General features: G+C 72.6%; 23 protein-coding genes and 1 riboswitch. Of the genes, 15 read left to right on the forward strand and 8 right to left on the reverse strand.

The features are described 5' to 3' along the window. Nucleotides 1–271, reverse strand: a 271-nt coding sequence (locus AC067U_RS15090; protein ID WP_478830130.1) for a transposase, incomplete at its 3' end; no start/stop codon positions are given. Nucleotides 272–801: 530 nt separating this feature from the next. Between AC067U_RS15090 and AC067U_RS15095 the strand changes: the two genes are divergently transcribed. From AC067U_RS15095 to AC067U_RS15105, 3 genes are all read left to right on the forward strand, one after another. Beyond that, nucleotides 802–1,227 (forward strand): hypothetical protein, encoded by a 426-nt coding sequence (locus AC067U_RS15095; protein WP_478830131.1) that lies wholly within the window; start codon nt 802–804, stop codon nt 1,225–1,227. A 97-nt stretch (nt 1,228–1,324) separates the two neighbouring features. Further along, nucleotides 1,325–1,735, forward strand: a complete 411-nt coding sequence (locus AC067U_RS15100; protein WP_478830132.1) for a hypothetical protein — start codon at nt 1,325–1,327, stop codon at nt 1,733–1,735. Between the two features lie 86 nt (nt 1,736–1,821). Further along, nucleotides 1,822–2,633 (forward strand): IS5 family transposase gene (locus AC067U_RS15105; protein WP_478830133.1). Its coding sequence is split into 2 segments (ribosomal slippage): nt 1,822–2,161 and nt 2,161–2,633, totalling 813 coding nucleotides; the frame shifts between segments, so codons are not numbered across the junction. 739 nt (nt 2,634–3,372) lie between these two features. On the opposite strand, the gene AC067U_RS15110 is transcribed toward AC067U_RS15105, so the two are convergent. The 3 genes from AC067U_RS15110 to AC067U_RS15120 form a co-directional block, all read right to left on the reverse strand. After that, the gene (locus AC067U_RS15110; protein WP_478830134.1) at nt 3,373–4,836 is read right to left on the reverse strand and encodes an amidase; all 1,464 of its coding nucleotides are present in this window, start codon (nt 4,834–4,836) and stop codon (nt 3,373–3,375) included. Between the two features lie 99 nt (nt 4,837–4,935). Then, nucleotides 4,936–5,631: an alpha/beta fold hydrolase gene (locus tag AC067U_RS15115; RefSeq protein WP_478830135.1), complete on the reverse strand. Its 696-nt coding sequence runs from the start codon at nt 5,629–5,631 to the stop codon at nt 4,936–4,938. A gap of 94 nt (nt 5,632–5,725) precedes the next feature. Continuing rightward, on the reverse strand, nt 5,726–7,009 hold the full coding sequence (locus AC067U_RS15120) for an MFS transporter (RefSeq protein ID WP_478830136.1): 1,284 nt from the start codon (nt 7,007–7,009) through the stop codon (nt 5,726–5,728). 346 nt (nt 7,010–7,355) lie between these two features. Here AC067U_RS15120 and AC067U_RS15125 point away from each other — a divergent pair, with 346 nt between their 5' ends. The 3 genes from AC067U_RS15125 to AC067U_RS15135 all read left to right on the forward strand — a co-directional run bounded on the left by AC067U_RS15125 (nt 7,356) and on the right by AC067U_RS15135 (nt 11,392). Further along, nucleotides 7,356–8,387 carry a LacI family DNA-binding transcriptional regulator gene (locus tag AC067U_RS15125; RefSeq protein ID WP_478830137.1) on the forward strand — a complete coding sequence of 344 codons (1,032 nt, stop codon included), beginning with the start codon at nt 7,356–7,358 and terminating at the stop codon, nt 8,385–8,387. A 151-nt stretch (nt 8,388–8,538) separates the two neighbouring features. Then, a complete protein-coding gene (locus AC067U_RS15130) occupies nt 8,539–9,732 on the forward strand; it encodes a thiolase family protein (RefSeq protein WP_478830138.1) in 1,194 nt (397 codons plus the stop codon). 220 nt (nt 9,733–9,952) lie between these two features. Beyond that, nucleotides 9,953–11,392, forward strand: a complete 1,440-nt coding sequence (locus AC067U_RS15135) for an aldehyde dehydrogenase family protein (protein WP_478830139.1) — start codon at nt 9,953–9,955, stop codon at nt 11,390–11,392. A gap of 160 nt (nt 11,393–11,552) precedes the next feature. On the opposite strand, the gene AC067U_RS15140 is transcribed toward AC067U_RS15135, so the two are convergent. Continuing rightward, a complete protein-coding gene (locus AC067U_RS15140) occupies nt 11,553–12,131 on the reverse strand; it encodes a hypothetical protein (protein WP_478830140.1) in 579 nt (192 codons plus the stop codon). A 102-nt stretch (nt 12,132–12,233) separates the two neighbouring features. On the opposite strand from AC067U_RS15140, the gene trxA reads away from it, so the two are divergent. Beyond that, a complete protein-coding gene (gene trxA, locus AC067U_RS15145) occupies nt 12,234–12,626 on the forward strand; it encodes a thioredoxin (protein ID WP_478830141.1) in 393 nt (130 codons plus the stop codon). A 41-nt stretch (nt 12,627–12,667) separates the two neighbouring features. Then, on the forward strand, nt 12,668–14,137 hold the full coding sequence (locus AC067U_RS15150; protein ID WP_478830142.1) for a dihydrolipoyl dehydrogenase family protein: 1,470 nt from the start codon (nt 12,668–12,670) through the stop codon (nt 14,135–14,137). Nucleotides 14,138–14,249: 112 nt separating this feature from the next. Here AC067U_RS15150 and AC067U_RS15155 read toward each other — a convergent pair whose 3' ends face one another. Both AC067U_RS15155 and AC067U_RS15160 read right to left on the reverse strand, forming a co-directional pair. Continuing rightward, entirely contained in the window at nt 14,250–15,638 is a 1,389-nt protein-coding gene (locus AC067U_RS15155) for an alpha/beta family hydrolase (RefSeq protein ID WP_478830143.1), read from the reverse strand. A 70-nt stretch (nt 15,639–15,708) separates the two neighbouring features. After that, a complete protein-coding gene (locus AC067U_RS15160; protein WP_478830144.1) occupies nt 15,709–16,476 on the reverse strand; it encodes an NPP1 family protein in 768 nt (255 codons plus the stop codon). Nucleotides 16,477–17,039: 563 nt separating this feature from the next. Between AC067U_RS15160 and AC067U_RS15165 the strand changes: the two genes are divergently transcribed. Then, nucleotides 17,040–18,269 carry a T4 RnlA family RNA ligase gene (locus AC067U_RS15165; protein WP_478830145.1) on the forward strand — a complete coding sequence of 410 codons (1,230 nt, stop codon included), beginning with the start codon at nt 17,040–17,042 and terminating at the stop codon, nt 18,267–18,269. Nucleotides 18,270–18,273: 4 nt separating this feature from the next. Continuing rightward, nucleotides 18,274–19,191 carry a phosphatase domain-containing protein gene (locus AC067U_RS15170; RefSeq protein WP_478830146.1) on the forward strand — a complete coding sequence of 306 codons (918 nt, stop codon included), beginning with the start codon at nt 18,274–18,276 and terminating at the stop codon, nt 19,189–19,191. Here the strand turns inward: AC067U_RS15170 and AC067U_RS15175 are convergent. Beyond that, nucleotides 19,188–19,478 (reverse strand): DUF2087 domain-containing protein, encoded by a 291-nt coding sequence (locus AC067U_RS15175; RefSeq protein ID WP_478830147.1) that lies wholly within the window; start codon nt 19,476–19,478, stop codon nt 19,188–19,190. The two genes, AC067U_RS15170 and AC067U_RS15175, sit on opposite strands and share 4 nt — an antisense overlap. 262 nt (nt 19,479–19,740) lie before the next feature. Here AC067U_RS15175 and AC067U_RS15180 point away from each other — a divergent pair, with 262 nt between their 5' ends. The 5 genes from AC067U_RS15180 (at nt 19,741) to AC067U_RS15200 (ending at nt 25,935) form a co-directional block, all read left to right on the forward strand. Further along, entirely contained in the window at nt 19,741–21,111 is a 1,371-nt protein-coding gene (locus tag AC067U_RS15180; protein WP_478830148.1) for a serine hydrolase domain-containing protein, read from the forward strand. 532 nt (nt 21,112–21,643) lie between these two features. Beyond that, entirely contained in the window at nt 21,644–22,843 is a 1,200-nt protein-coding gene (locus AC067U_RS15185) for a cytochrome P450 (RefSeq protein ID WP_478830149.1), read from the forward strand. A 93-nt stretch (nt 22,844–22,936) separates the two neighbouring features. Next, nucleotides 22,937–23,036: riboswitch (cobalamin riboswitch) on the forward strand. Nucleotides 23,037–23,096: 60 nt separating this feature from the next. Continuing rightward, on the forward strand, nt 23,097–24,101 hold the full coding sequence (locus tag AC067U_RS15190) for an ABC transporter substrate-binding protein (RefSeq protein ID WP_478830150.1): 1,005 nt from the start codon (nt 23,097–23,099) through the stop codon (nt 24,099–24,101). A gap of 50 nt (nt 24,102–24,151) precedes the next feature. Continuing rightward, the gene (locus AC067U_RS15195; RefSeq protein ID WP_478830585.1) at nt 24,152–25,141 is read left to right on the forward strand and encodes a FecCD family ABC transporter permease; all 990 of its coding nucleotides are present in this window, start codon (nt 24,152–24,154) and stop codon (nt 25,139–25,141) included. Further along, complete coding sequence (locus AC067U_RS15200) at nt 25,138–25,935, forward strand: ABC transporter ATP-binding protein (protein ID WP_478830151.1); 798 nt, start codon at nt 25,138–25,140, stop codon at nt 25,933–25,935. The genes AC067U_RS15195 and AC067U_RS15200 overlap by 4 nt, the downstream gene beginning before the upstream one ends. The last annotated feature ends 22 nt before the right edge of the window (nt 25,936–25,957 follow it).

The raw sequence follows: 25,957 nt of genomic DNA on the forward strand, positions 1-25,957 counted from the left end.
GCTGGGCGAACACGCCCTCGTCTGCCCACTTGGCGAAGTAGCCGTAGACCGTGTTCCAGGGCGGGAAGTCATGTGGGAGATAGCGCCACTGGACCCCGGTCCGGTCCACATACAAGATCGCATCCATGATGTCGCGCAGGTCATGCTCGGGTGGCCGGCCGAAGTCCAGGGCCTTCCTCCGGCGCTCGAACCGCCAGGCGGCAAGGACCGGCTCGATCAACTCCCAGCGGGCATCGGATAGATCACTCGGATACGGACGTCGCTTCGCCATGCTTCCGGCGTATCGCCGCAGACCGAGTGCGCCCAGGCGCACATCGACGACAACGGAAGCGCACAGCCGCGAAGCCCGGGCGTTCTGGGATGAGACAGGAACACGGGCCATCCCGCCCCACCCGTTACCCCACCTGCCTCACAAACCCCAGAGAATGCCTGCCACCTCTCCATCACCACGACTCCGCACACCAAGAATGACCGGAAACCACAGCAATCCAGATGAAAACGACCTCTTACTGACTGTTTCAGAATGAGATCCGAGAAGACGCCGGCGTCCGGCAAGTGCGGTCGCCTGCCGGACTCTGGTGTTCCTGCCGGGGGCCGTCGGCTGAGGTTGTCCAGGCACGTGCGGTAGGCGTCGCGGGCGGACCGCACGTGCCCAGCGCTTCCACCCCTCCCCCCGGAAAGGGTCGTTTCTGACGCGTTCGGGTGAGAGATCCACTCCCGACTTGATCATCACGGTAAGCGCCCGATTGCATACTTTCCGCGATCAAGCTGGTTCGGCGGTCACGCCCATGGAAGGAAGTCATGATCAAGACCATCACGACGCGTCAGGGACTCATCGGGACTGCTGCCGCGCTGGCGCTCCTGGCAGCAGGGGCGGCCGGGGGTATGGCGATGGCGGACGATGCGGCCGTCAAGGCCAAGGCTCCGTACGCCCAGGCGTCCGCCCAGATCAATTCGGACGGCACGCGCGCCCAGTCCAAAGGAATCAAGTCGTCCACCAAGGTCGCCACAGGCATCTACTGCGTGACGTTCGACGACGCCAGCAGGATCGACGTGAGCCGCAGCACCCCGGTCGCCACCATCATCACGACCGGCGGCCCGCAGTACGCGATCAACCTGCGCACCACCCCGTCGCCCGAGTGCGGGGACGCGGCCGACACGCTGACCGTCTACACCGGCGAACGCAATCTGATGGCCGACACACCCTTCATGCTGCTCGTCCCCTGACCTTCCCGCCTCGAGCCGGAAAGCTGGACCACCGCTCGCCGGCATAACCCGGCCGCCCCAGCACACGGGTGACACGGCCGAGAATAAGGAAGCCCCCATGTCTCACCGCATCACCGGGCGCGCTCGCGCCGTCGCCCTGACCGTCGCCGCCCTGGTGTCGGTCCCCGTCCTGGCCAGCACGGCAGTGGCGGCACCCGCCGAGCTGTACGCCCCCTACGCCCGCGCCGCCGCCCAGGTCGACGCCGCCGGCACCCTCACCGCCGCCAAGAACGTCTCCTCATCCCGCAGGGTCGGGCAGGCGGCCTACTGCGTCGTGGTCTCCGACCCCGACATCACCCTCAAGGACGCCGTCGTGGTGGGCGCCGTCAACGCCGGCCAGGGAACCTACGGCCTCGACATTCGCAACTACCCCACCAGCACCTGCGGCAACGCCGCCGACACCATCACCATCTACACCGCCTACAACACCGCTTCCAACCCCGTGGCGTTCACCGTCGCAGTCCTGTAGCCCGCACCTTCCCGTGCGTCGCCCGGACACCCTGCCGAATGACGCACCCTCTTGCGTTGTCCGCTCGTGGTCGGCAGGGTGCTCGGGTGCGTGCTGATCTTGTCCCAGACGGCCTGTGGGAGCGGGTGGCCCCGCTGCTGCCGCTCCCTCCCGAGCGACGACGCCGCCATCCTGGGCGGCTTCGCGTTCCGGACCGGGTGGCCCTCGCCGGCATCATGCACGTCCTGCGGACCGGCGTCGCCTGGCGCGACATCCCGGCCGAGACCGGCGGCTGTTCCGGAGTCACGGCCTGGCGGCGATTGCGGGACTGGACCGAGGCCGGCGTCTGGCCACGCCTGCATACCGCCCTGCTGACCGAGCTGCGCCGCACAGACCTGCTGGACCTGGACGACTGCGCCGTGGACGGCTCGCATGTCCGGGCTCTCAAAGGGGGGACCATGTCGGCCCCTCACCCGTCGACCGTGCTCGTCCCCCCGGCCCCAAGCACCACCTGATCGTCGACCGCCACGGGATCCCGCTTGCCGTCACACTCACCGGCGGCAACTGCCACGACGTCACCCAGCTCCTGCCGTTGCTGGATGCTGTCCCGCCGATCCCGGGGCTGCGGGGACGCCCCCGCCGAAAGCCTCGGCGCCTGTACGCCGACCGGGGATACGACTTCGACAAATACCGCCGCCTGCTGTGGAAGCGCGGCATCAAGCCCGTGATCGCCCGACGCGGTGTCGCCCACGGCTCCGGTCTGGGCAAGGTGCGCTGGGTGGTCGAGCGCGCGTTCGCGTGGCTGCACCAGTTCAAACGGCTCCGCACCCGCTACGAGCGACGCGCCGACATCCACCAGGGACTGCTCGAACTGGCTTGCAGCCTCATTTGCCTCCGCCGCCTCCGAACTTCATTCTGAAACCATCAGTTAAAGGCGACGGCGTCCACCACGCCATGCTCGGCATCGCCCGGATGCACAACCTCGCGCTCGTTGGATAGATCAGCGGGCCGCACAGCGGGCGGCCAACCGAGCCCGGGGCAACCAGAAGATCATTTACGGGACACCCTTAGCGGACGTGGGCGGCCCGTGCTCGGCCACTGGCGGGCCGCATCCGCCGTCCGGCCGGAGCGCGTAGCGATCGGCGGCGGCCTATGTCCGGCCACCGGCGGCCCTGATCCGCCGTCCGGCGGGAGCGCGTAGCGATCGGTGGCGTCCGGTACCCGGCGGGCCGCATCCGCCAATCAGCAGGAGCGCGTAGCGATTTGGTGCGCCTGGACCGGCCCAAATTACGTAGATCTGATCCATTTCACTTCCGCGTCCGCCCGGAGGGCGGCTGGCCGGGCGGGAGCCGCTGCTCGTGCCCGCCAACGCCAGAGCGCCAGGATCCGAAGGCTCCTCCCATGCCATCCCCCGGGGGCGGCCCGACAGTCCTTGTCGTTGCGTGACGGTCGTCGGGGTCAAGGGGGGCCCGAAGGGCCATCGGCTTGCCGACGCGACCAACGGGAGCGCCCTTGACGCCGGCGGCCGGCGCGTAATGACACTGGGACTGACGGGCAGCCCCCGGGCACCTCCCAGACGCCGCCCAGCCGGAGCCTAGGCACACCCCGCCCCCGCCCCCGCCCCCGCCCCAGTTCTCTTCCCCCAGGCCTCGGTGACCTCACCGACCCCCCGCTTCAGCTCCCGGTCCCGCCCCGGCTCCGACTTCCCGAACCCCCTCTGGCCACAGGCGTGCCCACCTCCGGTCCGCCTCCACCTGTGCGGCAAGCCCGATCAGTAGGGGTTCGGAGTTCGCCGGCCCCAGCAGTTGGGCGCCGATCGGGAGGCCGGACTCGGTGAAGCCCGCGGGGATGTTCACTCCTGGCCAGCCGAGCGTGTTCCAAGTCCAGGTGTACGGGCACGCGGCGATCATCGCGCGGTCCGTGGCCATTGCTCCGAGCCCTGCGAGCTCGCCGATCCTGAGGGGCGGAGTGGCCGTCGTAGGCGTGAGGACGACGTCGAAGCGTCCGAAGATCTCTCCGATCCGCCGCTGGAGCAGCGGTTCGGCCCGCCGCGCTGACCGTAGGGCCAGGCCGCCCAGCAGCCTCCCCGTACGCATCGCCTCGTGCGTCCGGGGGTCGAGGAGCTCCCGGTCCGGCACGCGCCCCGCCCACTCCCGTACGCCGCCGGTCGCCCGCGGTACGAAGGTCAGGCCGATCTGCCCGTACCGGGGGTCCTCGGGGATCACCTCGTGGCCCAGCGCCTCCAGCCGGACCGCGAGTCGTTCCACGGCCGAACGGATCGCCGGATCAAGCGATTTGGGGGTTGCGGTGAAGGCCATTCCGAAGGAAAGGGCGATCCGGAGCCGCCGCCGGGGCCCCTCGGCCGCGGCCGCCGAGGCGGCCGAAATCGGGGGCGGCACGTGCAGGTCGCCCGGATGCGGCCCGCTCGCCGCGTCGAGCAGCAGAGCCGCGTCCGCCACCGTACGGGCCAGGACGCCGTTGACGGTGAGGCCGAGGAAGGACTCGGGGTCGGGCCAGGTGGAGATCCGTCCGCGCTGCGGCTTGATCCCGACGAGATGGGTCCAGGCCGCAGGTATCCGTACCGATCCCGCTCCGTCCGAGCCCAGTGCGGCCGGCACCAGCCCGGCGGCCACGGCGGCGGCCGAGCCGCCGGAGGAACCGCCGGGCGTGTAGTCCGTGTTCCAGGGGTTACACGTGTCGCCGAACGCCGGCCCCTCGGTGAACGGCCACTGCCCGAGCTCCGGTGTGGTGGTCTTCCCGACGATGACCGCGCCCGCCGCCCGGAGGCGGCGCACCGCCTCGCCGTCGGCGGCCTTGGGCGGGAAATCCCCGGCGCATCCGAAGGGGGTCGATTCCCCGGCCACGTCCATATCGTCCTTGACGGCCAGGGGCACGCCCAGCAGTGGCAGTCGCTCACCGGCGGCGAGACGCCGGTCCGCCGCTTCGGCCTCGGCGAGCGCGGCCTCGGCGCGCACCACGCGGAAGGCGTTGAGACGGGGCTGCGCCGCCGCGATCCGGCTCAGCGCCTCCTCTGCCAACTGCCGTGAGGACACCTCGCCTTCGGTCAGACGGCGGACCGTCTCCACCAGTCCTGCCGACACCGGGACGGAATCTGCGGACACCGGACCTCCCCACTCCTCAACCGTGTTACTCACAGGTACGGGGGACAGTAGCGGGCGGCCCGGGACCGGACCATCCCCCGCGGAGATCGCGTCCGGGATTCAGATCCACCCCTCCAACGACGCCATGAACCCCTCGAAGTCGTCCCTATGGATCGTGTGACCGGCGCCCGCGACCGTACGGACCTCGAAGCCGCGCTTCCGCAGCACCGCGGCGCGGTCCTCCGAGATCAGGAAGCTCGGGTCGGCGAGCTGCACCAGCGACGGCACCAGCGGGGTGGCCGGCAGCAGGTCGGTTCCCAGCAGCGGCTCCAGACTCACGGCGGTGGCCTCGTCCCAGACCGCCAGCGTCGCCAGCTCGATGTCGACGTCCGCCTCCTCCCACCGCGGGTTCATCGACCGGATCTGCTCCCTCGGGGCGGACTTCAGGCGGGCGAACACCTCGGGCCCGAGACCCTCGTCGGACGAGGCCAGGTGCCAGGCGGGGTCGGAGAACACCGCACGCTGCGGCTGCAGCCGATCCACGGCCAGGGACAGGGCCAGGCCGCCCAGCGAGTGCCCGATCGCGAGCTCCGCGCCCGCGGGCACGGTCTCGACGAGGTCGTCCGCGAACAGCCACGGGCTGTACTCGCCGCGACCGCTGCTGCCGTGACCGCGCAGGTCCACGGCCACCACCCGGTAGCCGCGAGCGGCGAGAGCCGGGCCGACGCGGCGCCACGTGCGATGGTCGGCCATGATGCCGTGGACGAGTACGGCGAGACGGTCGCCCTCGCCCCAGGTGTGGGTGTGCAACTGCACGGTGGTGCCTTTCTGTTGAAAGGAGAGGAGGGGCCGGGGAGAGGAGGGGAGGGGAGGGGAGGGGAGGGGAGGGGAGGGGAGGGCAGGTGGGAGGTCAGCGGACCCCGCGGATCGGCCTGACCGCGATCGCTCCCGCAACGGACAGGACCGCCGCGACGAGGAACAGCGACGTGTATCCGCCGCTCACGGAGACGATCAACGACGCGATGAAGGGTGCCACGATCTGCGGGCCCGCATTGGCGATGTTGAGCACTCCCATGTCGCGCGCCGCGTCCTTGGCCGTCGGCAGCACCATCGTCACCAGGGCCGTGTCCACAGCCATGTAGCAGCCGAAACCGAGGCCGTTGATGACGGAATAGGCCAGCATGGCCGTCCAGCTCGTCGACAGGGCCGGAATCACCAGCGCGACGGCGGACAGCAGTGCGGACGCGCCGACGAACAGCTTGCGCCGGTCGTAACGGTCGGACAGCCAGCCGCCGAGCACCGTCGACACGACCATGGCCACGCTGTTCAGCGGCATCAGCAGGGCCAGCGCCTCCTCCGGCGCCAGGCCGGCGGGAAGGTCGGTGTGGTCCTGGAGGACGTAGAGCTGGTACGCGCTGACGGCGAAGTAGCCGAGCACCAGCAAGGCCCGCCCGATGAAAGCCCAGCGGAAGTCGTGGTCGCGCAACGCGCTCGCGAAATCGGCGAGTTGCCGCTTCACCGGCATAGGTGGACGGCTCGGCAGCCGCTCCTCCCGGGTGCAGGCGGTGAACAGGACGGCGGCACCTGCCACGATCGCGCCGAACAGCAGGTAGCCGGTGCGGTAGTCCTCCGAGAAGGCCGCGCCGAGCAGCGCGCCCAGTGTCGAACCGAAGGGCAGGCCCAGACCCACGGCCGCGGACGCCTTGCCGCGCGCGGTCGCCGGGATGCGGTCGGGGACCACGGAGGTGATGGCGGCCTGGTAGACGTTCATGACGGCCTGCCCCAGACACCAGGCGATCGTGATCAGCAGCACCGTGTCGGCGAATCCGAGCAGCGCCATGGCGGGGATCGCGGCCAGACCGCCGCCGAGGATCCACGGGTTGCGCCGGCCGCTGCGGTCGGAGAGGGCTCCGGCGACCGGGTTGAAGACCGTCGCGAAGATTGCGGAGACACCCGCTATCAAGCCGAAATTGGCGACCTTGTGGGCGGGGTCGATCTCCTCGACCTGGAGCGCGAGGAGCACACCCGCCACGCCGACGTAGAGCGCGTACATCGCGGAGTTGCCGATCAGCAGCAGCGGCAGCAGGCCGCGTCCGGGTGCCGGGCGGCCGGCCGGAGCCGATCTCCCAGCCGCTGGGGACTCGGAGACGGAGGACGCGGAGGAAGCGGAGGAAGCGGAGGAGGAAACGGCCATGGTGCCCTCCTGGGCGGGGCGCAGATGGTCTGCGGGCGGATGAGGGGTGGCTTGAGCGGGGGCCAGGGAGCGGTTACACGTGTAACAACGAGTGGTCTGGATACGGCTGACGCAGGTGCTGCGGATGGCGAGGGCGTAGCAGAGGGGCGCGGGCGTTGCGGCGCCCGCCTGTGCGCCGCCCCCGCCGTGACGGCGGGGATGTGTCGGAAACACGGCGGGGGCGGCGGCACGAGCATCCGGCCAGCATGGTGACACGTGTCAGTTGCTCGTGTAACCACTGTCTAGCATCCGTTTCCGGCCATCCGCCAGTCCCCGGCGGCAACGGGTCTGGAAAGATGCGACGGCAATGACCGATTCACCGAAGCCGTCGGCCCGGGCCGCGACCGCCGTCCCCACCAGTGCCGACGTGGCCCGCCTGGCTGGTGTCTCGCGCGCGACCGTGTCGTACGTGCTGAACAACGCGGAAGCGGTGCGGATCAGCGAGCCGACCCGCCGCAAGGTCCGCGAGGCGGCCGAGGAGCTGGGGTACGTCCCGCACGCCGCCGCGCGGAGCCTGCGGGCGGGGCACACCCGGATCGTGCTCCTCCCCACCTCGCACGTGCCGGTCGGGCAGCTGTACAGCGGTTTCCTCAACGAGTTGCAGTGGGCGCTGCGCAGGCTCGACTACACGGTGGTCCAGTACGGCAGCCTGGGCCTCAGCGGCGATCAGGCGGCTCGCGCCTGGGCCGAGCTCAGGCCGGTCGCGGTGATCTCGCTGGGCGAGATCACGCTGAGCCCGCGCGACGTGGACACGCTCAAGCGGGCCGGTACCCGTGCGGTGATCACCGTCGGGCCGTCCGGGCTGCCGGGTGCGCACGCGCTGCTGATGGACCAGCGGGAGGTCGGTGCGCGGGCCGTCGAGCACCTCCTCGAACGCGGCCACCGCCGGATCGGCGTGATCGTCCCCGAGGCCCGGGGGCTCGGCCTGTTCGCCGCGCCCCGCCTCGAAGGCGCGCGGGGCGCCGTACAGGCCGCCGGGGCGCCCGAGGCGCGGGCGCTCCCGATGGCCTACACGGAAGAGTCGGCGGCGGCGCTGGCCGAACGGTGGGGGGAACTGGGGCTCGACGGGGTGTACGCGTACAACGACGAGTACGCGATGCTGCTGATGCGGGCGCTGCAGGACGCCGGGCTGCGGATCCCCGCGGACGTGGCGGTCGTCGGGGCCGACGACCTGCTGCTCGGCCGGCTGCTGCGGCCGCGGCTGAGCACCGTCCGGATCGAGCTGCCGAGCGGGGACCGGCTGGCGGAGCTGGTGGACCGGATGGTGCGGTCGCCCGCGGTCGCGGAGTCGCACCGCGACCTGCTGTCCGCCGTCATGGTGCCCCGCGAGTCGGCCTGACGGCACCCGGTCGCCCGGCAACGGTCGGCTCCGCTCACGTTCCGCTCATGTGCCGCCCCCCTCCGTGGCCCACCGTTGACAGGCCGTGACGGCCCGGCGGAGACTGCGCTCGCACACGCCCGCACCCGTGTGCCCGACTCAGGAGAGAGACATGCACATCCGCGACGTGTACGTCGTCGACGCCGTCCGCACGCCCATCGGCAAGTTCGGCGGCGCGCTCGCCGGCGCGCGCCCCGATGACCTCGCCGCCCACGTCGTCCGTGCCCTCGTCGACCGGACCCCGCAGCTCGACCCGGCCCGTATCGACGACGTCGTGCTCGGTGACGCGAACGGCGCGGGCGAGGACAACCGTGACGTCGCCCGGATGGCCGTGCTGCTCGCCGGGCTGCCGGTCGGCGTGCCCGGCGTGACCGTCAACCGTCTCTGCGGCTCCGGCCTGGAGGCCGTGATCCAGGCCGCCCGCGCCATCGCCCTGGGTGATGCCTCGGTCGCCATCGCCGGCGGCGTCGAGTCGATGAGCCGTGCCCCGTGGGTGGTGCAGAAGCCCGAGCGCGCCCTCCCCGCCGGGCACCAGCAGATGTGGTCCACCACGCTCGGCTGGCGCATGACGAACCCGAGGATGCCCGCCGAATGGACGGTGTCCCTCGGCGAGGGCGCCGAGCTGATCGCCGACAAGCACGGCATCACCCGCGAGGCCCAGGACGCCTTCGCACTCGACAGCCACCGCAAGGCGGCCGCGGCCTGGGCCGCAGGGCAGTACGAGGCCGAGGTCGTGCCGTTCCCGGACGCGCCGGAGCTGCTCCGCGACGAGTGCATCCGCGAGGGGTCCACCCCCGAGGCGCTCGCCCGGCTCAAGCCGGCCTTCCGCACCGACGGCACGGGCACGGTGACCGCGGGCAACGCCTCCCCGCTCAACGACGGCGCCGCCGCGCTCCTGCTGACCGACGAGGCGGGGCTCGCCGAGACCGGCCGCGAGCCGCTGGCCCGGATCCGGGCCTCCGCCGTGACCGGCATCGAGCCGCACCTCTTCGGCCTCGGCCCGGTCGAGGCGGTCGACCGGGCGCTCGCCAAGGCCAGCCGGAGCTTCGCCGACCTCACCGCAGTCGAGCTCAACGAGGCTTTCGCCGCCCAGGCGTTGGGCTGCCTGGCAGCCTGGCCCGAACTGGATCCGGCGGTGGTCAACCCACGGGGCGGCGCCATCGCCATCGGCCACCCGCTCGGCGCCTCCGGGGCCCGGCTGGCGGGTTCGGTGGCGCACCAGCTCGCCGCGGCCGGTTCGGGAACCGGACTCGCCGCGCTGTGCATCGGCGTGGGGCAGGGGATCGCCCTCGTCCTGGAGCGCTGACCGGACCGTGGGGGCGGCCGTGTGAGCCCCCCCACGGCCGTCCGTCCTCGGCCCCCACGGCCCGGTCTGTCGACCGGCCGGTCGACCGGTCCTCCGCGCAGCGATCAATTCCGGTCAGTGCGGTTTCCAACTGCCTTATAAGTGAACAGTTTTGGCCTTCTCTGCTGGCTACGATGACCCCTGCCCGAGCCAGCCCGCCGCGCGTCCCGGAGGCCCTGCGATGCCGTTTCTCGACCCGTCCCTCTGGCAGGACGGACCGACGCTGACCGGCGGCCCGGCCCCCGTGGTCGAGCCCGCGACCGGACAGGTCCTCGCCACGTTCGAGCTGGCTGCCCCGGCCGACGTCGCCGACGCGGCGGTACGGGCGCGGGCCGCGCAGCCCGGCTGGGCGCGGTCCACCCACCTGGAGCGCGCCGCGGTCCTCCGCCGGGCCGGCGACCTGTTCGCCCGGCACGCCGAGGAGCTGAGCACCTGGCTGGTGCGGGAGTCCGGGTCCATACCCGGCAAGGCCGCCTTCGAGTTACACGTGGCAGCACAGGAGTGTTACGAGGCGGCCGCCCTGGCCTCCCGCCCCACCGGGCAGGTGCTCCGGAGCGAGGCGCCCAGGCTCTCGTACACGACCAGGGTGCCCGCCGGCGTGGTCGGGGTGATCGCTCCCTTCAACGCCCCGCTGATCCTGGCGATCCGCTCCGTCGCCCCCGCGCTTGCCCTGGGCAATGCGGTGCTGCTCAAGCCGGACCGGCGGACGGCCGTCTGCGGGGGTCTGGCCCTCGCCGCCGTGTTCGCCGCGGCCGGGCTGCCGGCCGGGCTGTTGCACGTGTTACCCGGCGGCGCGGACACCGGAACGGCCGTGGTCACCGAACCCGGTGTCCGTATCGTGTCGTTCACCGGCTCGACCGCGACCGGCCGGGCCGTCGCCGAACTGGCCGGCCGTCACCTCAAGCGGGTCCACCTGGAGCTGGGCGGCAACTCCGCGCTCCTGGTGCTCGCCGATGCCGACGTCGAGGCCGCCGTCGCCCAGGCGACCTGGGGCTCGTTCTTCCACCAGGGCCAGATCTGCATGACCGCGGGCCGCCACCTGGTGCACGCCTCGCTCTACGACGAGTACGTCGAACGGCTCGCCGCCAAGGCCGAGGCCCTCGCGGTCGGCGATCCGTACCGGGAGCAGGTCCACCTCGGCCCGGTCATCGACCGGGCGCAGCGGGACCGGATCCACGCGCTGGTCGAGGCGAGCACCGAACAGGGCGCGAAGCTGGTCGCGGGCGGCACCCACCAGGACCTCTTCTACCGGCCGACGGTGCTCGCGGGTGTCGCCGACGACACCCCGGCCTACGCGGAGGAGGTCTTCGGGCCGGTGGCGCCGGTGCGGTCCTTCACCACCGAGGACGAGGCGGTGGCCCTGGCCTCCGACGGCCCGTACGGTCTCTCGCTCGGCATCGTCACCGCCGACACCGCACGCGGACTGGAGCTGGCCGAACGGATACCGACCGGGATCGCGCACATCAACGACCAGACGGTGAACGACGAGGCGGTGGCCCCCTTCGGCGGTACCGGGGTGTCCGGCACCGGAGCGCGCTTCGGCGGTGAGGCGAACCTGGACGCGTTCACCGAACTCCGCTGGACCACGGCCCGCCGCACCGCGGCCGGCCACCCGTTCTGACGGGCTCGGGCCCTGCCCGGCGACGCGGGCCCGACCCGGCCGGGCCCGACCCGGCCGGGCCCGACCCGGCCGGGCCCGACCCGGCCGGGCCCGACCCGGCCGGGCCCGACCGGGCCGGGCCCCGGGCGGGGCGCGGCGCCCCGCCCAGTACCGCCCCCGCTCAGTACCTCCGCTCGCCCAGCGGGTCCCCGTCGAGCACCACCGGATGCGCCAGCGCCTCCTCGTACCGGGCGCGGCCGAAGACGTACGGGCCGAGGGCAAGCTCGCCCCACTCGGGCCGGTACGGCTGGCGGAACCCCGACCAGGTGACGGTCCGCGGAGCGACCGCGACCCGGGCGAGCAGCGGCCGGCACTGCCACACGGAGCAGCAGCAGCCCAGCACCGGCACCAGGTCCGCCAAATCCCCCCACAGCTCCGCCCGGACGTCCGGGGCCACCTCGCCGTGGAAGTGCCGGACCGGGTCGACGAGGTCGGTCGCCGACATGCCGGCGTGCTGCCGGAGCACGCGCTCCTCCAGCGCTTCCGGGCCGGGCCGCTCCCTGCCCTCGGCGGCCTGCTCGGCGGCCTCCGCCTCCAGAGCGGGCCACCAGAGCGCCCGGGTGGCCGCCGCCACGTGCACGCGCAGATCGGTGCCGTCCACCCGCACGCCCCAGAGCGGCCCGTAGCCATAGGTGTAGAACTCGATTCGCTGCCCGGCGGTCGCAGCAGGCGCAGCGGTCCCCGTGGTTTCGGCCGTCACGGCACCATCCTGCCCCGCCGGGCAGCCGGAATGCGGGCGGCATCCCGTCCGTTCCACCACCAGACGCGCAACGGGCGCACCCCCTACGGAGATCGGAAGACAGTGGCCACAGTCGAGCTCACCAAGGACAACTTCGACAGCACGGTCCGTGACAACGGATTCGTCCTGATCGACTTCTGGGCGGAGTGGTGCGGCCCCTGCCGCCAGTTCGCGCCGGTCTACGAGCGGGTCTCGGAGGCCAATCCGGATCTGGTCTTCGCCAAGGTCGACACCGAGGCCCAGCCCGAACTCGCCGCGGCCTTCGACATCCGGTCCATCCCGACGCTGATGATCGTCCGCGACCAGGTCGCCGTGTTCGCCCAGCCGGGCGCGCTTCCCGAGCCCGCCCTCACGGACATCATCGGCCAGGCCCGCGCCCTGGACATGGACGAGATCAAGGCGAAGATCGCCGAGCAGCAGGCGCAGGGCCGGGACGGCGACGCGCCGGACGCCTGACCTTCGTGCGGGCCGGGGCGGTGGCCGAGAGACTGTGCCCCATGACCGAAGCCGAGGAGTACGACGTCGTGGTGCTGGGCGCGGGCCCGGCCGGCGAGAACATCGTGGACCGGACCCGCGCCGCCGGGCTCACCACCGCGCTGGTGGAGGCCGAACTGGTCGGCGGGGAGTGCTCGTACTGGGCCTGCGTCCCCAGCAAGGCCCTGCTGCGCCCGGCCCTCGCGCGGGCCGACGCCCGCCGCGTCCCGGGGCTCTCGGCCGCCGTCGGGGGCCCGCTCGACGGTGACGCCGTCTTCGCCCACCGCGACTACTGGACGGGGCACTGGAAGGACGACGGCCAGCTCGACTGGCTCGCGTCGATCGGCGCCCACCTCTACCGGGGCCACGGCAGGCTGGACGGCCCGCGGCGGGTCGCCGTCACCGCCGCAGAGGGCGAGCACCACGTGCTCGCCGCCCGGCACGCGGTGGTCGTCGCCACCGGCAGCCGGGCCGTCGTACCGGACCTGCCCGGCCTGGCCGGGGCCCGCCCGTGGACCAGCCGGGAGGCCACCTCCGCCCGGCAGGTGCCGCCGCGCCTCCTGATCGTCGGCGGGTCGGTGGTGGCGGCCGAGATGGCCACCGCCTGGCAGGCCCTGGGGTCGAAGGTCACCGTGCTGGTGCGCGGGGAGCGGCTGCTGGAGCGGATGGAACCGTTCGCCGGGGAGCTGGTCGCCGCGGCGCTGCGTGAGGCGGGTGCGGAGATCCGTACGGGCGTGACCGTCGAGGCAGTCGTACGGGACGGGCACACCGGGCCGGTGACGGCGGTCCTGGAGGGCGGGGAGTCCGTCGAGGGCGACGAACTGCTGATGGCGACCGGACGGTCGCCGCGCACCGAGGACATCGGCCTGGAGACCGTCGGGCTGAAGCCGGGGGAGTGGATCCCCGTGGACGACACCCTGCGCTCCACCGGACACGACTGGCTGTACGCCGTCGGGGACGTCAACCACCGCGCGCTCCTCACCCACCAGGGCAAGTACCAGGCCCGGATCGCGGGCGCCGCGATCGCCGCGCGCTTCGCCGGCCCCGGCTCCGACACGTGTAACGGAACCGGCGGCGGCGCGCTCGACACCGCCCGCTGGGGCGCCCACGTGGCGACGGCCGACACGGCGGCGGTGCCGCAGGTGGTCTTCACCGATCCGGAGGCCGCCGCGGTGGGACCGACCCTGGCCGCTGCGGAACGGGCCGGGCACCGGGTCCGGGCCGTCGACTACGACCTGGGGAAGGTCACCGGCGCCGGGCTGTACGCCGACGGTTACCGGGGGCGGGCCCGGATGCTCGTCGACCTGGACCGCGGGACCCTGCTCGGGGCCACCTTCGTCGGGCCGGGAGCGGCCGAGCTGCTTCACGCGGCGACGATCGCGGTGGCCGGCGAGGTCCCGGTGGACCGGCTCTGGCACGCCGTGCCGTCGTTCCCGGCGATGAGCGAGATCTGGCTCCGGCTGCTGGAGACCTACCGCGACACGGAGGGGTGACACCGGGCCGGGGCTGGGATCGGGCCGGGATCGGGCCGGACCCGCCGTGCGGCCCGATCCCGGGTCCGCCGTGCGGCCTGTTCGGGCTCCGCCGGGCGGGGCCCCGGACCCGTCACGCGTCGTCCACCGTCTTCCTCAGGTGGTCGAGGAACCAGTCCCGGGCCAGGCCGGAGACCTCGTCCAGGGCCCCGGGCTCCTCGAAGAGGTGCGTGGCACCCGGAATGACCTCCAGCCGGCTCTCGCAGCGCAACTCCCGCCGGGCCTGCTCGTTCAGGTCCAGCACCGTGGTGTCCCGGCCGCCCACGATCAGCAGGGTGGGGGCGCGTACGCCGGCCAGGTGCGCTCCGGCGAGGTCCGGGCGCCCGCCCCGGGAGACCACCGCGCGGACCCCCGAACCGGCGGGCGCCTCCGCGGCGGCCCGCAGTGCCGCCGCGGCCCCGGTGCTGGCACCGAAGTAGCCGAACGGGAGGGTGCTGCGGGAGCGCAGCCAGCGGGTGGTGTCCAGCAGCCGGCCGGCCAGGGTGCCGATGTCGAAGACGTTCGCCCGGCGGGCCTCTTCGGCGGGCGTGAGCAGGTCGAAGAGGAGGGTGCCCAGTCCGGCCTCGTTGAGGGCGGTCGCCACCGCGCGGTTGCGCGGACTGTGCCGGCTGCTGCCGGAGCCGTGGGCGAACAGCACCACCGCCCCGGCGCCGGCGGGCAGGACCAGGTCCCCGGCCAGCGAGACGCCACCAGCGTCCACCACGACCGGTCCGGACCCGAGCGTCCCGGACCCGGGCGTCCCGGTCCGGGACGCCTCCGAAGCTGCCTCCCCCGGCCCGTCGGCCCCCGGCCGGGCCCCTGCGGCCGCATCGAGTGGATCCCCCGCCGCCTGCGTGGCCCTGGCCAGCAGCGCGACGACCTCTTCGTCCGGGGTCTGTGAGAAGTCCCGGTACCACTCGCCCACCGCGCGGAACGCGGGCGGCGCGTACAGGCACACCACCTCGTCCGCCTCCGTGCGCAGCCAGGCCACCGCGTCCGGCGGCGCGACCGGGGCCGCCAGGACCACCCGGGCCGCGCCCTGCGCCCGTACGACCTCGCAGGCGGCGGCCGCCGTGGCGCCGGTCGCGATGCCGTCGTCCACGACGATCACCGTACGGCCCCGTACGGGCACGCGGGTGCGGCCCTCGCGGAACCGGTGCGCCTGCCGCAGCAGGTTCTCCTGCTCGGCCTGCTCCACGGCCGCGAGCTCCCGCTCCCCGGCCCGGCTGAGACGCACGATGTCCTCGCTGATGATGCGCACGCCGCCCTCGCCGATCGCGCCGAAGCCCAGCTCACGGTGTTGGGGGACGCCCAGCTTGCGGACCACGATGACGTCGAGCGGCGCTCCGAGGGCGCGCGCGACCTCGAAGGCCACCGGGACCCCGCCGCGGGGCAGTCCCAGGACGACGGGCGCCTCACGCTCCAGGTGCCGCAAGGCCCCGGCGAGGCGCGTGCCCGCGTCCGTCCGGTCGGTGAAGAACATCGTCCTCCACCCCCAATCGCGCCCCCCTGTCCGCAGCCGGCTCGGCGGCCGAATCCTCTCGGACCGGCGTCTACCCGTACGGGTTGAAGGGGATGCCCGCCGGCTTGGCCTCGGCGAGGTGGGACGGGAAGGAGCCGTCCTTCAGGCCGAAGTGTGCGCTGCCGAAATCGGCCTGGCCGAGCGTGTCGCGCAGGGTGGGGGGATAGCCGTCCCAGCCGACGAGCGCCGGGTACTGCCAGGTGCGCTTGTGGTTCTCCGGCGGCTCGTCGTTGGTGTTCGCGGCGCGGAAGCAGTGCGTGCTGATGCCGTCCTTGTGGTAGACGATCTTGGGGTGGTTGCCCTCCCAGCGGATCTGGTCCCGCGTGTGGATGTTGAAGTCGCCGTGGGCGGAGGTCGCCACGTACTTCGCCTCGTTGTTCTGGATCCACACCACCACGTGTTCCCAGTCGTGGCGGTGGCCTCCGAGGCTGATTCCGGGCAGCGCCTGGTCCTTCTCGAAGTACAGTGCGTAGGCCACCGCGCACCAGCCGTTGTTGCAGGTCGCGCGGGAGTAGCCGTTGGTGTTGTCGAGGTCGGAGGCGTCCCGGCAGCTGCCGTTGAGGGCGCCCGTGGGCTTGAGGCCGCTGTTCAGGACCCCGGTCGGGCCGATGGCGGGGGTCGGGTAGCAGCCGTCGGTGTCGTAGTCGTACGCCGGCTGGAAGGCCAGCTCCATCGCACTGGCGTTGACGGGGAGGGCCGGGGGCGGCGCCGCGAACGCCGCCTGCGGGAAGCCGACGACCAGGGTGAGGGCGGCACCGACGACCACGCTTGTTCTCCGTATGTGACGACTCGTCCGCAAGGCAGGCCTCCGGCCAGGTGGGGTTGGTGGGTGGCGCGAGAACCGACCGCGGTCGGGCTCCGCGCCCGGAGCATCATTGGCGAACGGGGTCGGCGGGGCAAGGGTTTGCACGACAATTGGCAGTCGTGCAGCGGGAGTTGAGTGGAACAGCCCGGGGCAGCCGGGGCATCGGGGCGCAGGCTCCCGCTCGGGGCGCGGTCGTTGGGCGGAGTGCGTGCCCGGATGCCGCCGGGAGAGCCGGGCGCAGCACTGCCGGGGCAGCCGGATGGCGGCGCCCTCTGCCGCCGCGCAGCACGAAGCCCCGGCTGGTGCTGTGACCGGGAAGGCCGGCCGCGTTACACGTGTTGCGGTCGGGTGTGAAGACTTCGACCGGCATGGGGAGGCGGAACGGCGTTACCGGTCAGGGCCCGCAGGCTGACCGTGCGGGAGCGGGTAGAAGCTCCCGGTGTACCTGTCCGGTCAGCGCAGTAGACTCCCCGCGCACGGCTGCCCGCCTGCTAATTCACTGTCGGCAGGCCCCTCCCGCACGAGAGGATGAAGCCTCACGAACCGGGAGGAACCCCATGAGCCAGGTGGCCCTGACTCTCCACGACCTGATGCCCGCGCAGGAACTGGCGGCCGCGATCGACGCCGGACACGTCATCCGCAAAACGCACCCCGAACTGCCGCTGTCGATCTACACCTACTCGCGCGCCTGCCAGTACGAGCGGAACTGGACCAGGGTGACCATGCGCTGCCGCGGTCTCGTCGCCGACGACGCCACCGGCGAGGTCGTCGCCCTGCCGCTGCCGAAGTTCTTCAACGTCGGCGAGCACGAGTCCGGCCAGCCGTACGCGCCCGCGCTGCCGGACGAGCCGTTCGAGGTCTACGAGAAGGTCGACGGCAGCCTCGGCGTGGTCTTCCACTACGCGGGCAGCTGGCGGGTCGCGTCCAAGGGGTCATTCGGCAGCGCCCAGGCCGTCTGGGCGCAGCGCCGGCTCGACCGCGCCGGCGGGTCCGCGCCGGTCGGGCTCGTGCCGGGGGTGACCTACCTCGCCGAGATCGTCTACCCGCAGAACCGTATCGTCGTCGACTACGGCGACCGCCGGGACCTGGTGCTGCTGGCCGCGTTCGGCCGGGACGGCGCCGAGGTACCGCTCGCCGAGGCCGCCGTCCACTGGCAGGGCATCGGGTCCGTGGTGACCGTCCACCCGCCCATGCCCCTCGACGAGCTGCTCAAGCTGACCGAGACGAACACGCTGCCCGGCGGCGGCCCCGCCACCGGAACGGACGCCGAGGGCTTCGTGCTGCGGTTCGCCTCCGGCGTGCGCGCCAAGGCGAAGATCGCCGAGTACGTGCGGCTGCACAAGGTGCTCACCGGGGTCACCGAACGCGACATCTGGCGCAGCCACGGCATCCAGCGGTTCGCCGGCACCGCCACGAAGCGGCTGGCACAGGGCCTCGGCCTGTCCGTCGCCGAGCTCGGCGGCATCACCTCCGAGGGCGGGCGTCCGCTGGACGCCCTGCTGGAGCAGGTGCCCGACGAGTTCGACGCCTGGGTGCGCGCCGTGATCGCGCGCCTGGAGGACGAGGCGGCGGCTCGCTCGCGCGCCATCGACGAGGCGTACGCGGCCGTGGCCCACCTCGGTGCCGACCGGGGCGCGTTCGCGCGCGCGGTGAAGGCGCTGCCGGTCGAGCCCGGCATCAAGTCCGCGCTGTTCCTGCGGCTCGACGGCCGCCCCACGGACCTGCTGGTCTGGCGCGCCGTACGGCCGGAGACGGCCGACCCCTTCACCACCGACGAGGAGAACTGAACCAGTGCCCGCAGTACACGTCATGACGGGACTTCCCGCCTCGGGCAAGACCACGGCCGCGCGCCGTCTGCAGGAGGAGTCCGAGGGCCGGATGCGCCGCGTCAACCTCGACGACCTGCGCACCATGCTCGACGTACCGGCGTCCGAGCGGGGCCGCTCGCACGCGCACGAGCGGACCGTGCTGGACATCCAGGACGCGGCCGTCCGCTCGGCGGTCGAGGGCGGCTTCGACGTGGTCATCGACAACACGCACCTCACCCCGCACATCCCCAAGCGCCTCAAGGCGGCCCTGACCGGCCTCGACGCGGCCTTCGTGGTGCACGACTTCACCGACGTGCCGGTGGAGGAGTGCGTACGGCGCGACGCGGCGCGGGAGCGGTCGGTCGGCGAGGAGATCATCCGCATCCTGGCCGAGAAGCACGCCAAGGCCACCCGGGGCGGCTGGCGGCTCACCGCGGAGTGGCTGGGCGCCCAGCCCGCCGCCGATCCGTACGTCGCCGACCCGGCGCTGCCCTCGGCGGTGATGTGCGACATCGACGGCACGCTTGCGCTGCGCGGGGACCGCGGCCCGTACGATTTCACGCGCTGCGATCTGGACCTGCTCAACCTCTCGGTCCGGCAGGCCCTGAGGGCGTTCCGGAGTGCCGAGAACGACCGGATCGTGCTGCTGTCCGGGCGGAGCGAGGACCACCGCGCGATCACCGAGGAGTGGCTCGCACGGCACGAAGTCCCCTACGACGAGCTGTGGATGCGCGCGTCCGGGGACGGACGCAGCGACGACATCGTGAAGGCGGAACTCTTCGACGCGCACGTCCGGCACCGGTACGCGGTCCGCGTGTCGCTGGACGACCGGGACCGCGTGGTGGCCCTGTGGCGCCGGATGGGCCTGCCGACCTGGCAGGTCAACTACGGCAACTTCTAGCCGGCAGCTGCTCCGGCGGGCCGCCGGTAGCAGCTCCCGTCCCGGGTGCGGACGAGATGTCCGCCGATCACCAGATAGCGGCGCAGGGCCGCGCTGTCCTCGTGGACGGTGCGGATCGCCTCGTTGATTTCGGCCTCGGTGTAGGACTCGTCGGCGGCGAACAGTGTCCGGGCGAGGTGCCCGAGCAGCTGTTCGCGGCGGGCGGGTCTGCGCGGGATCGCCTTCAGGCGGCCGTCGGGGGCGAACAGGTCGGACACGGGACGGGCTGCCGGTTGCTCTTCGTTCATGCCCGGAGCCTCGCCGAACGGCGGGGCTCCGGGCAATCGTGTTTTCCCGCTCCGGCCCCTTCCGCCGCCGCCCCGTCGCGCGCCTCGCCGCGCGTCCCGTCCAGACCCTTCCGCGTCCTGCCGCGCCCGCCCGGGCTCTTGTGACGAGGGGGGCAGGTGCTGCCGCGGTGCCGCCGCCGGAACCCCCACTTGCACACTGCTCAAGTTCCCCGTACGCTCGCACTTGTACTTAGTGCAATTCGCTTCCTTTGCAGGGGGAATGATGGCGCAAAACCAACTGCTCGATTTCGTCACCGCCGCCGCCGAGGAGTTCGGTGTACCCGGTGTCGCAGTCGGAGTGCTGAAGGACGGCCAGGAGTTATATGCCTCCTACGGCGTGACGAGCATCGACAATCCGCTGCCGGTGGACGAAAGGACGCTGTTCCCGCTCGCCTCACTCACCAAGACCTTCACGGCAACCGCACTGGTACGCCTCGCCGCGGAGGGGAAGGTGGATCTGGAGGCACCCGTCCGCCGTTACGTGCCCGAGCTCGAACTCCCCGACGAGCGGGCCGCGGAACGCATCACGGTGCTCAACCTCCTCAACCACACCGGCGGCCTGGACTGGAACCTGATCGACGTGGAGGACGGCGAGGAGACGCTGGCCGAATTCGTCGCCAAGATGGCCGGGCTGGAAATGATCGCGGCACCGGGAGACCGGGCCTCGTACAGCCAGGCCGGCTACAACCTGGCCGGACGGGTCATCGAGAAGGTCACCGGCATGCCGTACGAGAAGGCCGTCGGCTCCCTCCTCCTGGAACCGCTCGGGCTGGCCGACACCTTCTACGACCTGGACGACGTCATCGTCCGGCGGTTCGCCGTCGGGTACACCCGCGGCGAGGACGGGCAACTGCGGCCGGCGACACCGTGGAAGGCGTACCGCGCCGGATCGCACGGCAACAACCCCGGCGGCGGCGCCGTCTCGTCGGTGAGCGACGTGCTGCGCTGGGCCCGCTTCCACCTCGGTGACGGAGACGGCATCGTGCCCACCGGCCTGCTGCACGGCATGCGGGAGCGGACCGCCGCCCTGCGCAACAGCTCACTGGGCGACGGCATCGGCGTCTGCTGGATGCTGCGCGACATCGATGGCGTCGGCACGATCGGCCACGGCGGCTCCGGCAACGCCCAGTTCTCCGAGCTGCTCATCGTGCCCGAGCGGAACTTCGCGGTCGCCGTCCTGGCCAGTTCCGGACCGGCCGGCCACGCGTTCAACCAGTCCATCGCCCGCTGGGTGCTGGAACACCAGCTCGGTGTGGTCGACCGGGACCCGGAGCCGGTCCCGTACGACGACGCGCACGCGCGGGAGGTGGCCGGCCGCTACGAGAACGAGGTCATGAACATCGACATCGCGGCCGACGGGACCCGGCTCACCCTCGCTGCCGAGATCAAGCCGGAGATCCGGGCCGCCTCCGAGGCCGAGATGCCGCCGGACTGCCCGCCCGGCCTCACCGGATTCCTGCCCGACGACGGGTACGTCATCACCGAGGGCCCGCTGAAGGGGCAGCGCGGCTATTTCACCCGCGACGAGGTCGGCCGGGTCATCGGCGTCGACGTCGGCGGACGCCTCTTCACCCGTTCCCGGCCGACCGCCTGACACGCCGTCGGGCCGCGCGGCATCTGCACCCGCGCGGCCCCGGAAGGGCGGGGTGTGGGGGTGTGGGGGCGCCTGCGCCCCCGGAGCGGGAGCCGGGGGCGGGACGACGGCGAAGACCATCGGAGCCCTCGCCCGTTCCCGGCCAGTGGCGATCCCGCCGGTCGCTATCGGGTGTTCGGCATTCTCTGTTCGGTGTGTGCGAGTCGTTTTCTCGCCGCCCTTCTCCAAAGCCCTGGAGAAGGGCGTTTTTGATTCCTCAAAGGATGCGCAGGGGGGCCACCTCCTGTTCGGTGTCCGGTTCGTCCCGTCGAACAAGACGACGGGTGGACCGCCGACCCTTCACGCACTGAAATGTCATCGACTTTCGGCCATTCGGTGACCGCGATCGGGTCCCGACTTTCCCTGGGGAGGAGGAGTCGCATGTGACAAAGGGCGGCGACGGCGGCCGACGGCTGCGCAATCGCAACGTAGCGTCGTTTCGGTGTAGCGGCCATGCATGTATGGATGTGTGGCCTCGTGAGGAGGAGCTGACATGACCGATTCGCCCATCCCCGGCCTGCCCCTGGAGCGCCCCGCCGGCTGTCCGCTGGCCCCGCCCGCGGAGTTCGCCCGCCTGCGTGAGGAGGGCCCGCTGCGCCGGATGACCTACCCCGACGGCCACGTGGGCTGGCTGGCGACCGGCCACGCCATGGTCCGCGAGGTGCTGTCCGACAGCCGGTTCAGCTCCCGGGCCGAGCTGGCGCACTGGCCCATCCCGGGACCGGCGGCGGAGTACCAGGCACCGCCGGCCCAGCCGGGCATGTTCCAGCGGATGGACGCGCCCGAGCACACCCGCTACCGGAAACTGCTCCAGGGCAAGTTCACCCACCGCCGGATGCGCGGGCTCGCCGATCGGGTGGAGCAGGTCACCGCCGAGCGCCTGGACGCACTCCGGCGCAAGGGCCCGGCGGTCGACCTGTTCCAGGAGTTCGCGCTGCCCATCCCCGCGCAGATGATGTGCGAGCTGCTCGGCGTGCCCTACGAGGACCGGGAGTTCTTCGAACGCCAGGCGATCGCCACCAACGACAACAGTCAGGGGCCGGAGGCCCAGTTCGCGGCCTTCGCCGAGGTGCAGAAGTACCTGGCCGAGCTGGTGGCCGCCAAGCGGGCCGAGCCCACCGACGACGTGATGGGCGAGCTGGCCGGCGGCGACAGCGACCTCACCGACGAGGAACTCACCAACATCGGCGCCCTGTTGCTCGGCGCCGGCTTCGACACCACCGCCAACATGATCGGTCTCGGCGCCTACACCCTGCTGACCCACCCCCGGCAGGCCGCCTTGCTGCGGGCCGAACCGGAGCTCACCGACCGGATGGTGGAGGAGCTGCTGCGCTACCTGACCATCACGCACACCGGCCTCCGGACCGCACTGGAGGACGTGGAACTCGGCGGCAAGCTCATCAAGGCCGGCGATGCCGTCACCCTCGCCGTCCAGGCCGCCAACTGGGACCCCGAGAAGTACCCCGAGCCGGAGGTGTTCGACATCCGCCGGGAAGCGGCCGGCCAGCTGACCTTCGGTCACGGCATCCACAACTGCATCGGCCAGGCACTGGGCCGCGTGGAGATCGGCGTCGCCCTGCGCGAGCTGTTCACCCGCTTCCCGACCCTCAGCCTGGCCGTCCCGGTCGAGGAGGTCCCCATGCGCACCGATTCGGACTTCTACGGCGTGGCCAGGCTCCCCGTGACCTGGTGACACCCCGGCGGGGGGCCGGGGCGACCACAGTCGCTCCGCCCCCCCGGGACGCCTACCGAAACGGCCCCGGGAGGCGTCTGGCAGACTGGCCGGGTCACCCGAAGGCGGTGCGGACCAGGAAACCGGCGCGATTCCGGTACGGTCCCGCCACTGTGACCGGACCCCCCGCGGGCTCCGGGAGTCAGACACTGACGCACCGCCCCGGCACTCCACTTGACGAGGGGACGAGGATCCCCCGGAGAGGCCCGCTTCCGTGTTCTCGCGCTTCCGTACCCGTACGGCCGTGCTGCGCACCGCGCTGTCCGCCGCACTCCTGATACCCCTTGCCGCCTGCAGCAACTCCTCCTCCGAGGACGGTTCCGCCCGGTCCTCCGAGGCCGCCGCGCCCGGATTCCCGTACACCGTCGCCAACTGCGGCGTCGACACCACCTACAAGACCCCGCCACGGCGGGCCGTCACGATGAACCAGCACGCCACCGAGGTGCTGCTCGCCCTCGGACTGCAGGACCGGATGGCCGGAACGGCCTACCTCGACGACGCCGTGCTGCCCCGCTACAAACCGGCGTACGACGGCATCAAGGTGCTGGCGAAGGAATACCCCTCCAAGGAGGTCCTGCTCTCGGCCAACCCCGACTTCGTGTACGGCGGTTACTCCTCCGCCTTCGACAAGGCGGCCGGCCGGGACCGGGCCGGACTGGAGGAGACCGGCATCCACACCCGGCTGAGCATCGAGTACTGCACCCGCGGCCCGGTCGGCATCGAGCAGCTGAAGACCGAGATCACCGAGGTGGCCCGCACCTTCGGGGTGCCCGAGCGGGGGCAGGCGCTGATCGCCGACCAGCAGCGCCGGCTCGACGCGGTGGCCGCGAAGGTCGGAACCCGGCCGAAGCCCACCGTCTTCGTCTACGACTCCGGCGAGGGCTCCGCCTTCACCTCGGGCGGACACGGCATCGGCAACGAGATCCTGACCCGGGCGGGCGGCACCAACGCCTTCGCCGACCTCAAGGACAGCTTCGGCGACGTCCCCTGGGAGGAGGTCATCGAGCGGAAGCCCGAGGTCGTCCTCATCTACGACTACGGCGGCACCAGCGTCGAAGACAAGAAGCGGCGGCTGCTCCAGGACCCGGCGCTGGCCCAGGTGCCGGCGATCCGGGACAAGCGGTTCGTCGTCCTGCCGCTGTCCTCGGCCGTGCTCGGCGTGCGGGTGGCCGACGCCGTGGAAACCCTGGCGGGCCGGCTGCATCCCGGAACCTCGTGAACCGTCCCTCCGGCGGCGGGCGTTCGGGGCGGGCCGCCCTCGCCCTCGGCGTGCTCGCCGTCGCCCTGCTCGCCTCCGCCCACGCCGGACTCGCGCTCGGACCGGTCAAGATCCCCCCGGGCGAGGTGCTCGACATCGTGCTCACCGGACCCGCGCGACCGGAGGGCGCGTTCGCGGCGATCGTCTGGGACGTCCGGATGCCTCGGGTGCTGCTGGGCGCCGTGGTGGGGGCCGGGCTCGCCGTCACCGGAGCAGTCCTGCAGGCCCTGGTCCGCAACCAACTCGCCGACCCGTTCCTGTTGGGCGCCTCCTCCGGGGCCTCGGCCGGGGCGGTGCTGGTCATCGTGCTCGGGGTGGGCGCCTCCATGAGCCTGTCCCTGCCGGCCGCCGCGTTCGCCGGATCCATGACCGCCCTCGTCACCGTGTACGCCCTGGCCCGGCGCGGCGGCACCATGACCACCGGTCGGCTGATCCTCGCCGGGGTCGCCGTGCAGTACGTCCTGGCCGCCCTGACCAGCCTGGTCCTGGTGCTCTCCGCCCAGCCCGACCAGGTGCGGTCCGTACTGTTCTGGACCCTGGGCGGGCTCGGCGGCGCCCGCTGGGACGAACTCGCCCCGCCCGCGGCCGTGCTGCTCGCCGGAACCGCCCTGCTCCTGGCCCTCGCCCGCCCCCTGGACCTGCTGCTCGCGGGCGAGGAGGGGGCACGCACCCTCGGCCTGGACACCGGCCGCTTCCGGGCCGCCGTGTTCGTGCTCACCTCCCTGGTCGTCGGGGTGGTGGTGGCGTACAGCGGGGCCATCGGCTTCGTCGGGCTGATGGTCCCGCACGCCGCCCGGATGGCCGTCGGTGCCGGGCACCGGGGCCTGCTGCCCGTGTCCGCGCTGGGCGGGGCGGTGTTCCTGACCCTGGCCGACCTGGTCGCCCGTACCGCCGCCGCACCCGAGGAGATACCGGTCGGCGTGGTCACCGCGCTGCTCGGCGGCCCCTTCTTCCTGTGGCTGCTGCGCCGCTCCTCCCGTACGGAGGGGATCGCCGGATGACGGAGGAAGCCCCGAGCCCGTGCACTCCGCCCGCCGAACTGCGCGTGGAGGGGCTGCGGTTCGAGACCGGCGGCCGTACCGTCCTGCACGGGGTGGACCTGACCGCCCGTCCCGGCGAGACCGTCGGCCTGGCCGGCCCCAACGGCAGCGGCAAGACAACCCTGCTGCGCTGCGTGTACGGCACCCTGCGGCCCACCGCCGGCCGGGTCCTCCTCGACGGCGTGGACGCCGCGTCCCTGGGGGTGAAGGAGCGGGCCCGCCGGGTGGCGGTGGTCCCGCAGGACGCGACCGGCACGCTCGGCCTCACCGTCCGGGAGGTCGTCGCCATGGGGCGGAGCCCGCACAAGCGGTTCTGGGAACAGGACGGGCCCGAGGACGCGCGACGGGTGGACGGGGCCCTGCGGACCGTCGGGGCCGGGGCGTTCGCGGGCCGGCGCTACGACGAGCTGTCCGGCGGCGAGCGGCAGCGCGCGCTGCTCGCCCGCGCGCTGGTCCAGGACCCCGGCCTGCTCGCCCTCGACGAACCGACCAACCACCTCGACATCCGCTACCAGTTGGAGATGCTCGGCCTGGTCCGCGCACTGCCCGCCACAGGCCTGCTGGTGCTGCACGACCTCAACCTGGCCGCGTCGTTCTGCGACCGGCTGTACCTGCTCGCCGAGGGGCGGGTGGTGGCCGCCGGGCCGCCGGGGGAGGTGCTGACCGAGGAGATGCTGGACGCGGTGTACGGCGTACGGACCCGGATCGGCGTCCATCCGACGACGGGTGCGCCCAGCATCGTCTACCTTCCGTGAGCCTTCGGGCGGCCCGGCACGG

The sequence above is a fragment of the Streptomyces sp. NPDC043853 genome (genome assembly GCF_056436025.1).

Coding starts and splice junctions, on each gene's coding strand:
- AC067U_RS15095 (WP_478830131.1), top strand. CDS start 802: ATGATCAAGACCATCACGACGCGTCAGGGACTCATCGGGACTGCTGCC.
- AC067U_RS15100 (WP_478830132.1), top strand. CDS start 1,325: ATGTCTCACCGCATCACCGGGCGCGCTCGCGCCGTCGCCCTGACCGTC.
- AC067U_RS15120 (WP_478830136.1), bottom strand. CDS start 7,009: ATGGCCGTTTCCTCCTCCGCTTCCTCCGCTTCCTCCGCGTCCTCCGTC.
- AC067U_RS15125 (WP_478830137.1), top strand. CDS start 7,356: ATGACCGATTCACCGAAGCCGTCGGCCCGGGCCGCGACCGCCGTCCCC.
- AC067U_RS15130 (WP_478830138.1), top strand. CDS start 8,539: ATGCACATCCGCGACGTGTACGTCGTCGACGCCGTCCGCACGCCCATC.
- AC067U_RS15135 (WP_478830139.1), top strand. CDS start 9,953: ATGCCGTTTCTCGACCCGTCCCTCTGGCAGGACGGACCGACGCTGACC.
- AC067U_RS15150 (WP_478830142.1), top strand. CDS start 12,668: ATGACCGAAGCCGAGGAGTACGACGTCGTGGTGCTGGGCGCGGGCCCG.
- AC067U_RS15155 (WP_478830143.1), bottom strand. CDS start 15,638: ATGTTCTTCACCGACCGGACGGACGCGGGCACGCGCCTCGCCGGGGCC.
- AC067U_RS15165 (WP_478830145.1), top strand. CDS start 17,040: ATGAGCCAGGTGGCCCTGACTCTCCACGACCTGATGCCCGCGCAGGAA.
- AC067U_RS15175 (WP_478830147.1), bottom strand. CDS start 19,478: ATGAACGAAGAGCAACCGGCAGCCCGTCCCGTGTCCGACCTGTTCGCC.
- AC067U_RS15180 (WP_478830148.1), top strand. CDS start 19,741: ATGGCGCAAAACCAACTGCTCGATTTCGTCACCGCCGCCGCCGAGGAG.
- AC067U_RS15185 (WP_478830149.1), top strand. CDS start 21,644: ATGACCGATTCGCCCATCCCCGGCCTGCCCCTGGAGCGCCCCGCCGGC.
- AC067U_RS15200 (WP_478830151.1), top strand. CDS start 25,138: ATGACGGAGGAAGCCCCGAGCCCGTGCACTCCGCCCGCCGAACTGCGC.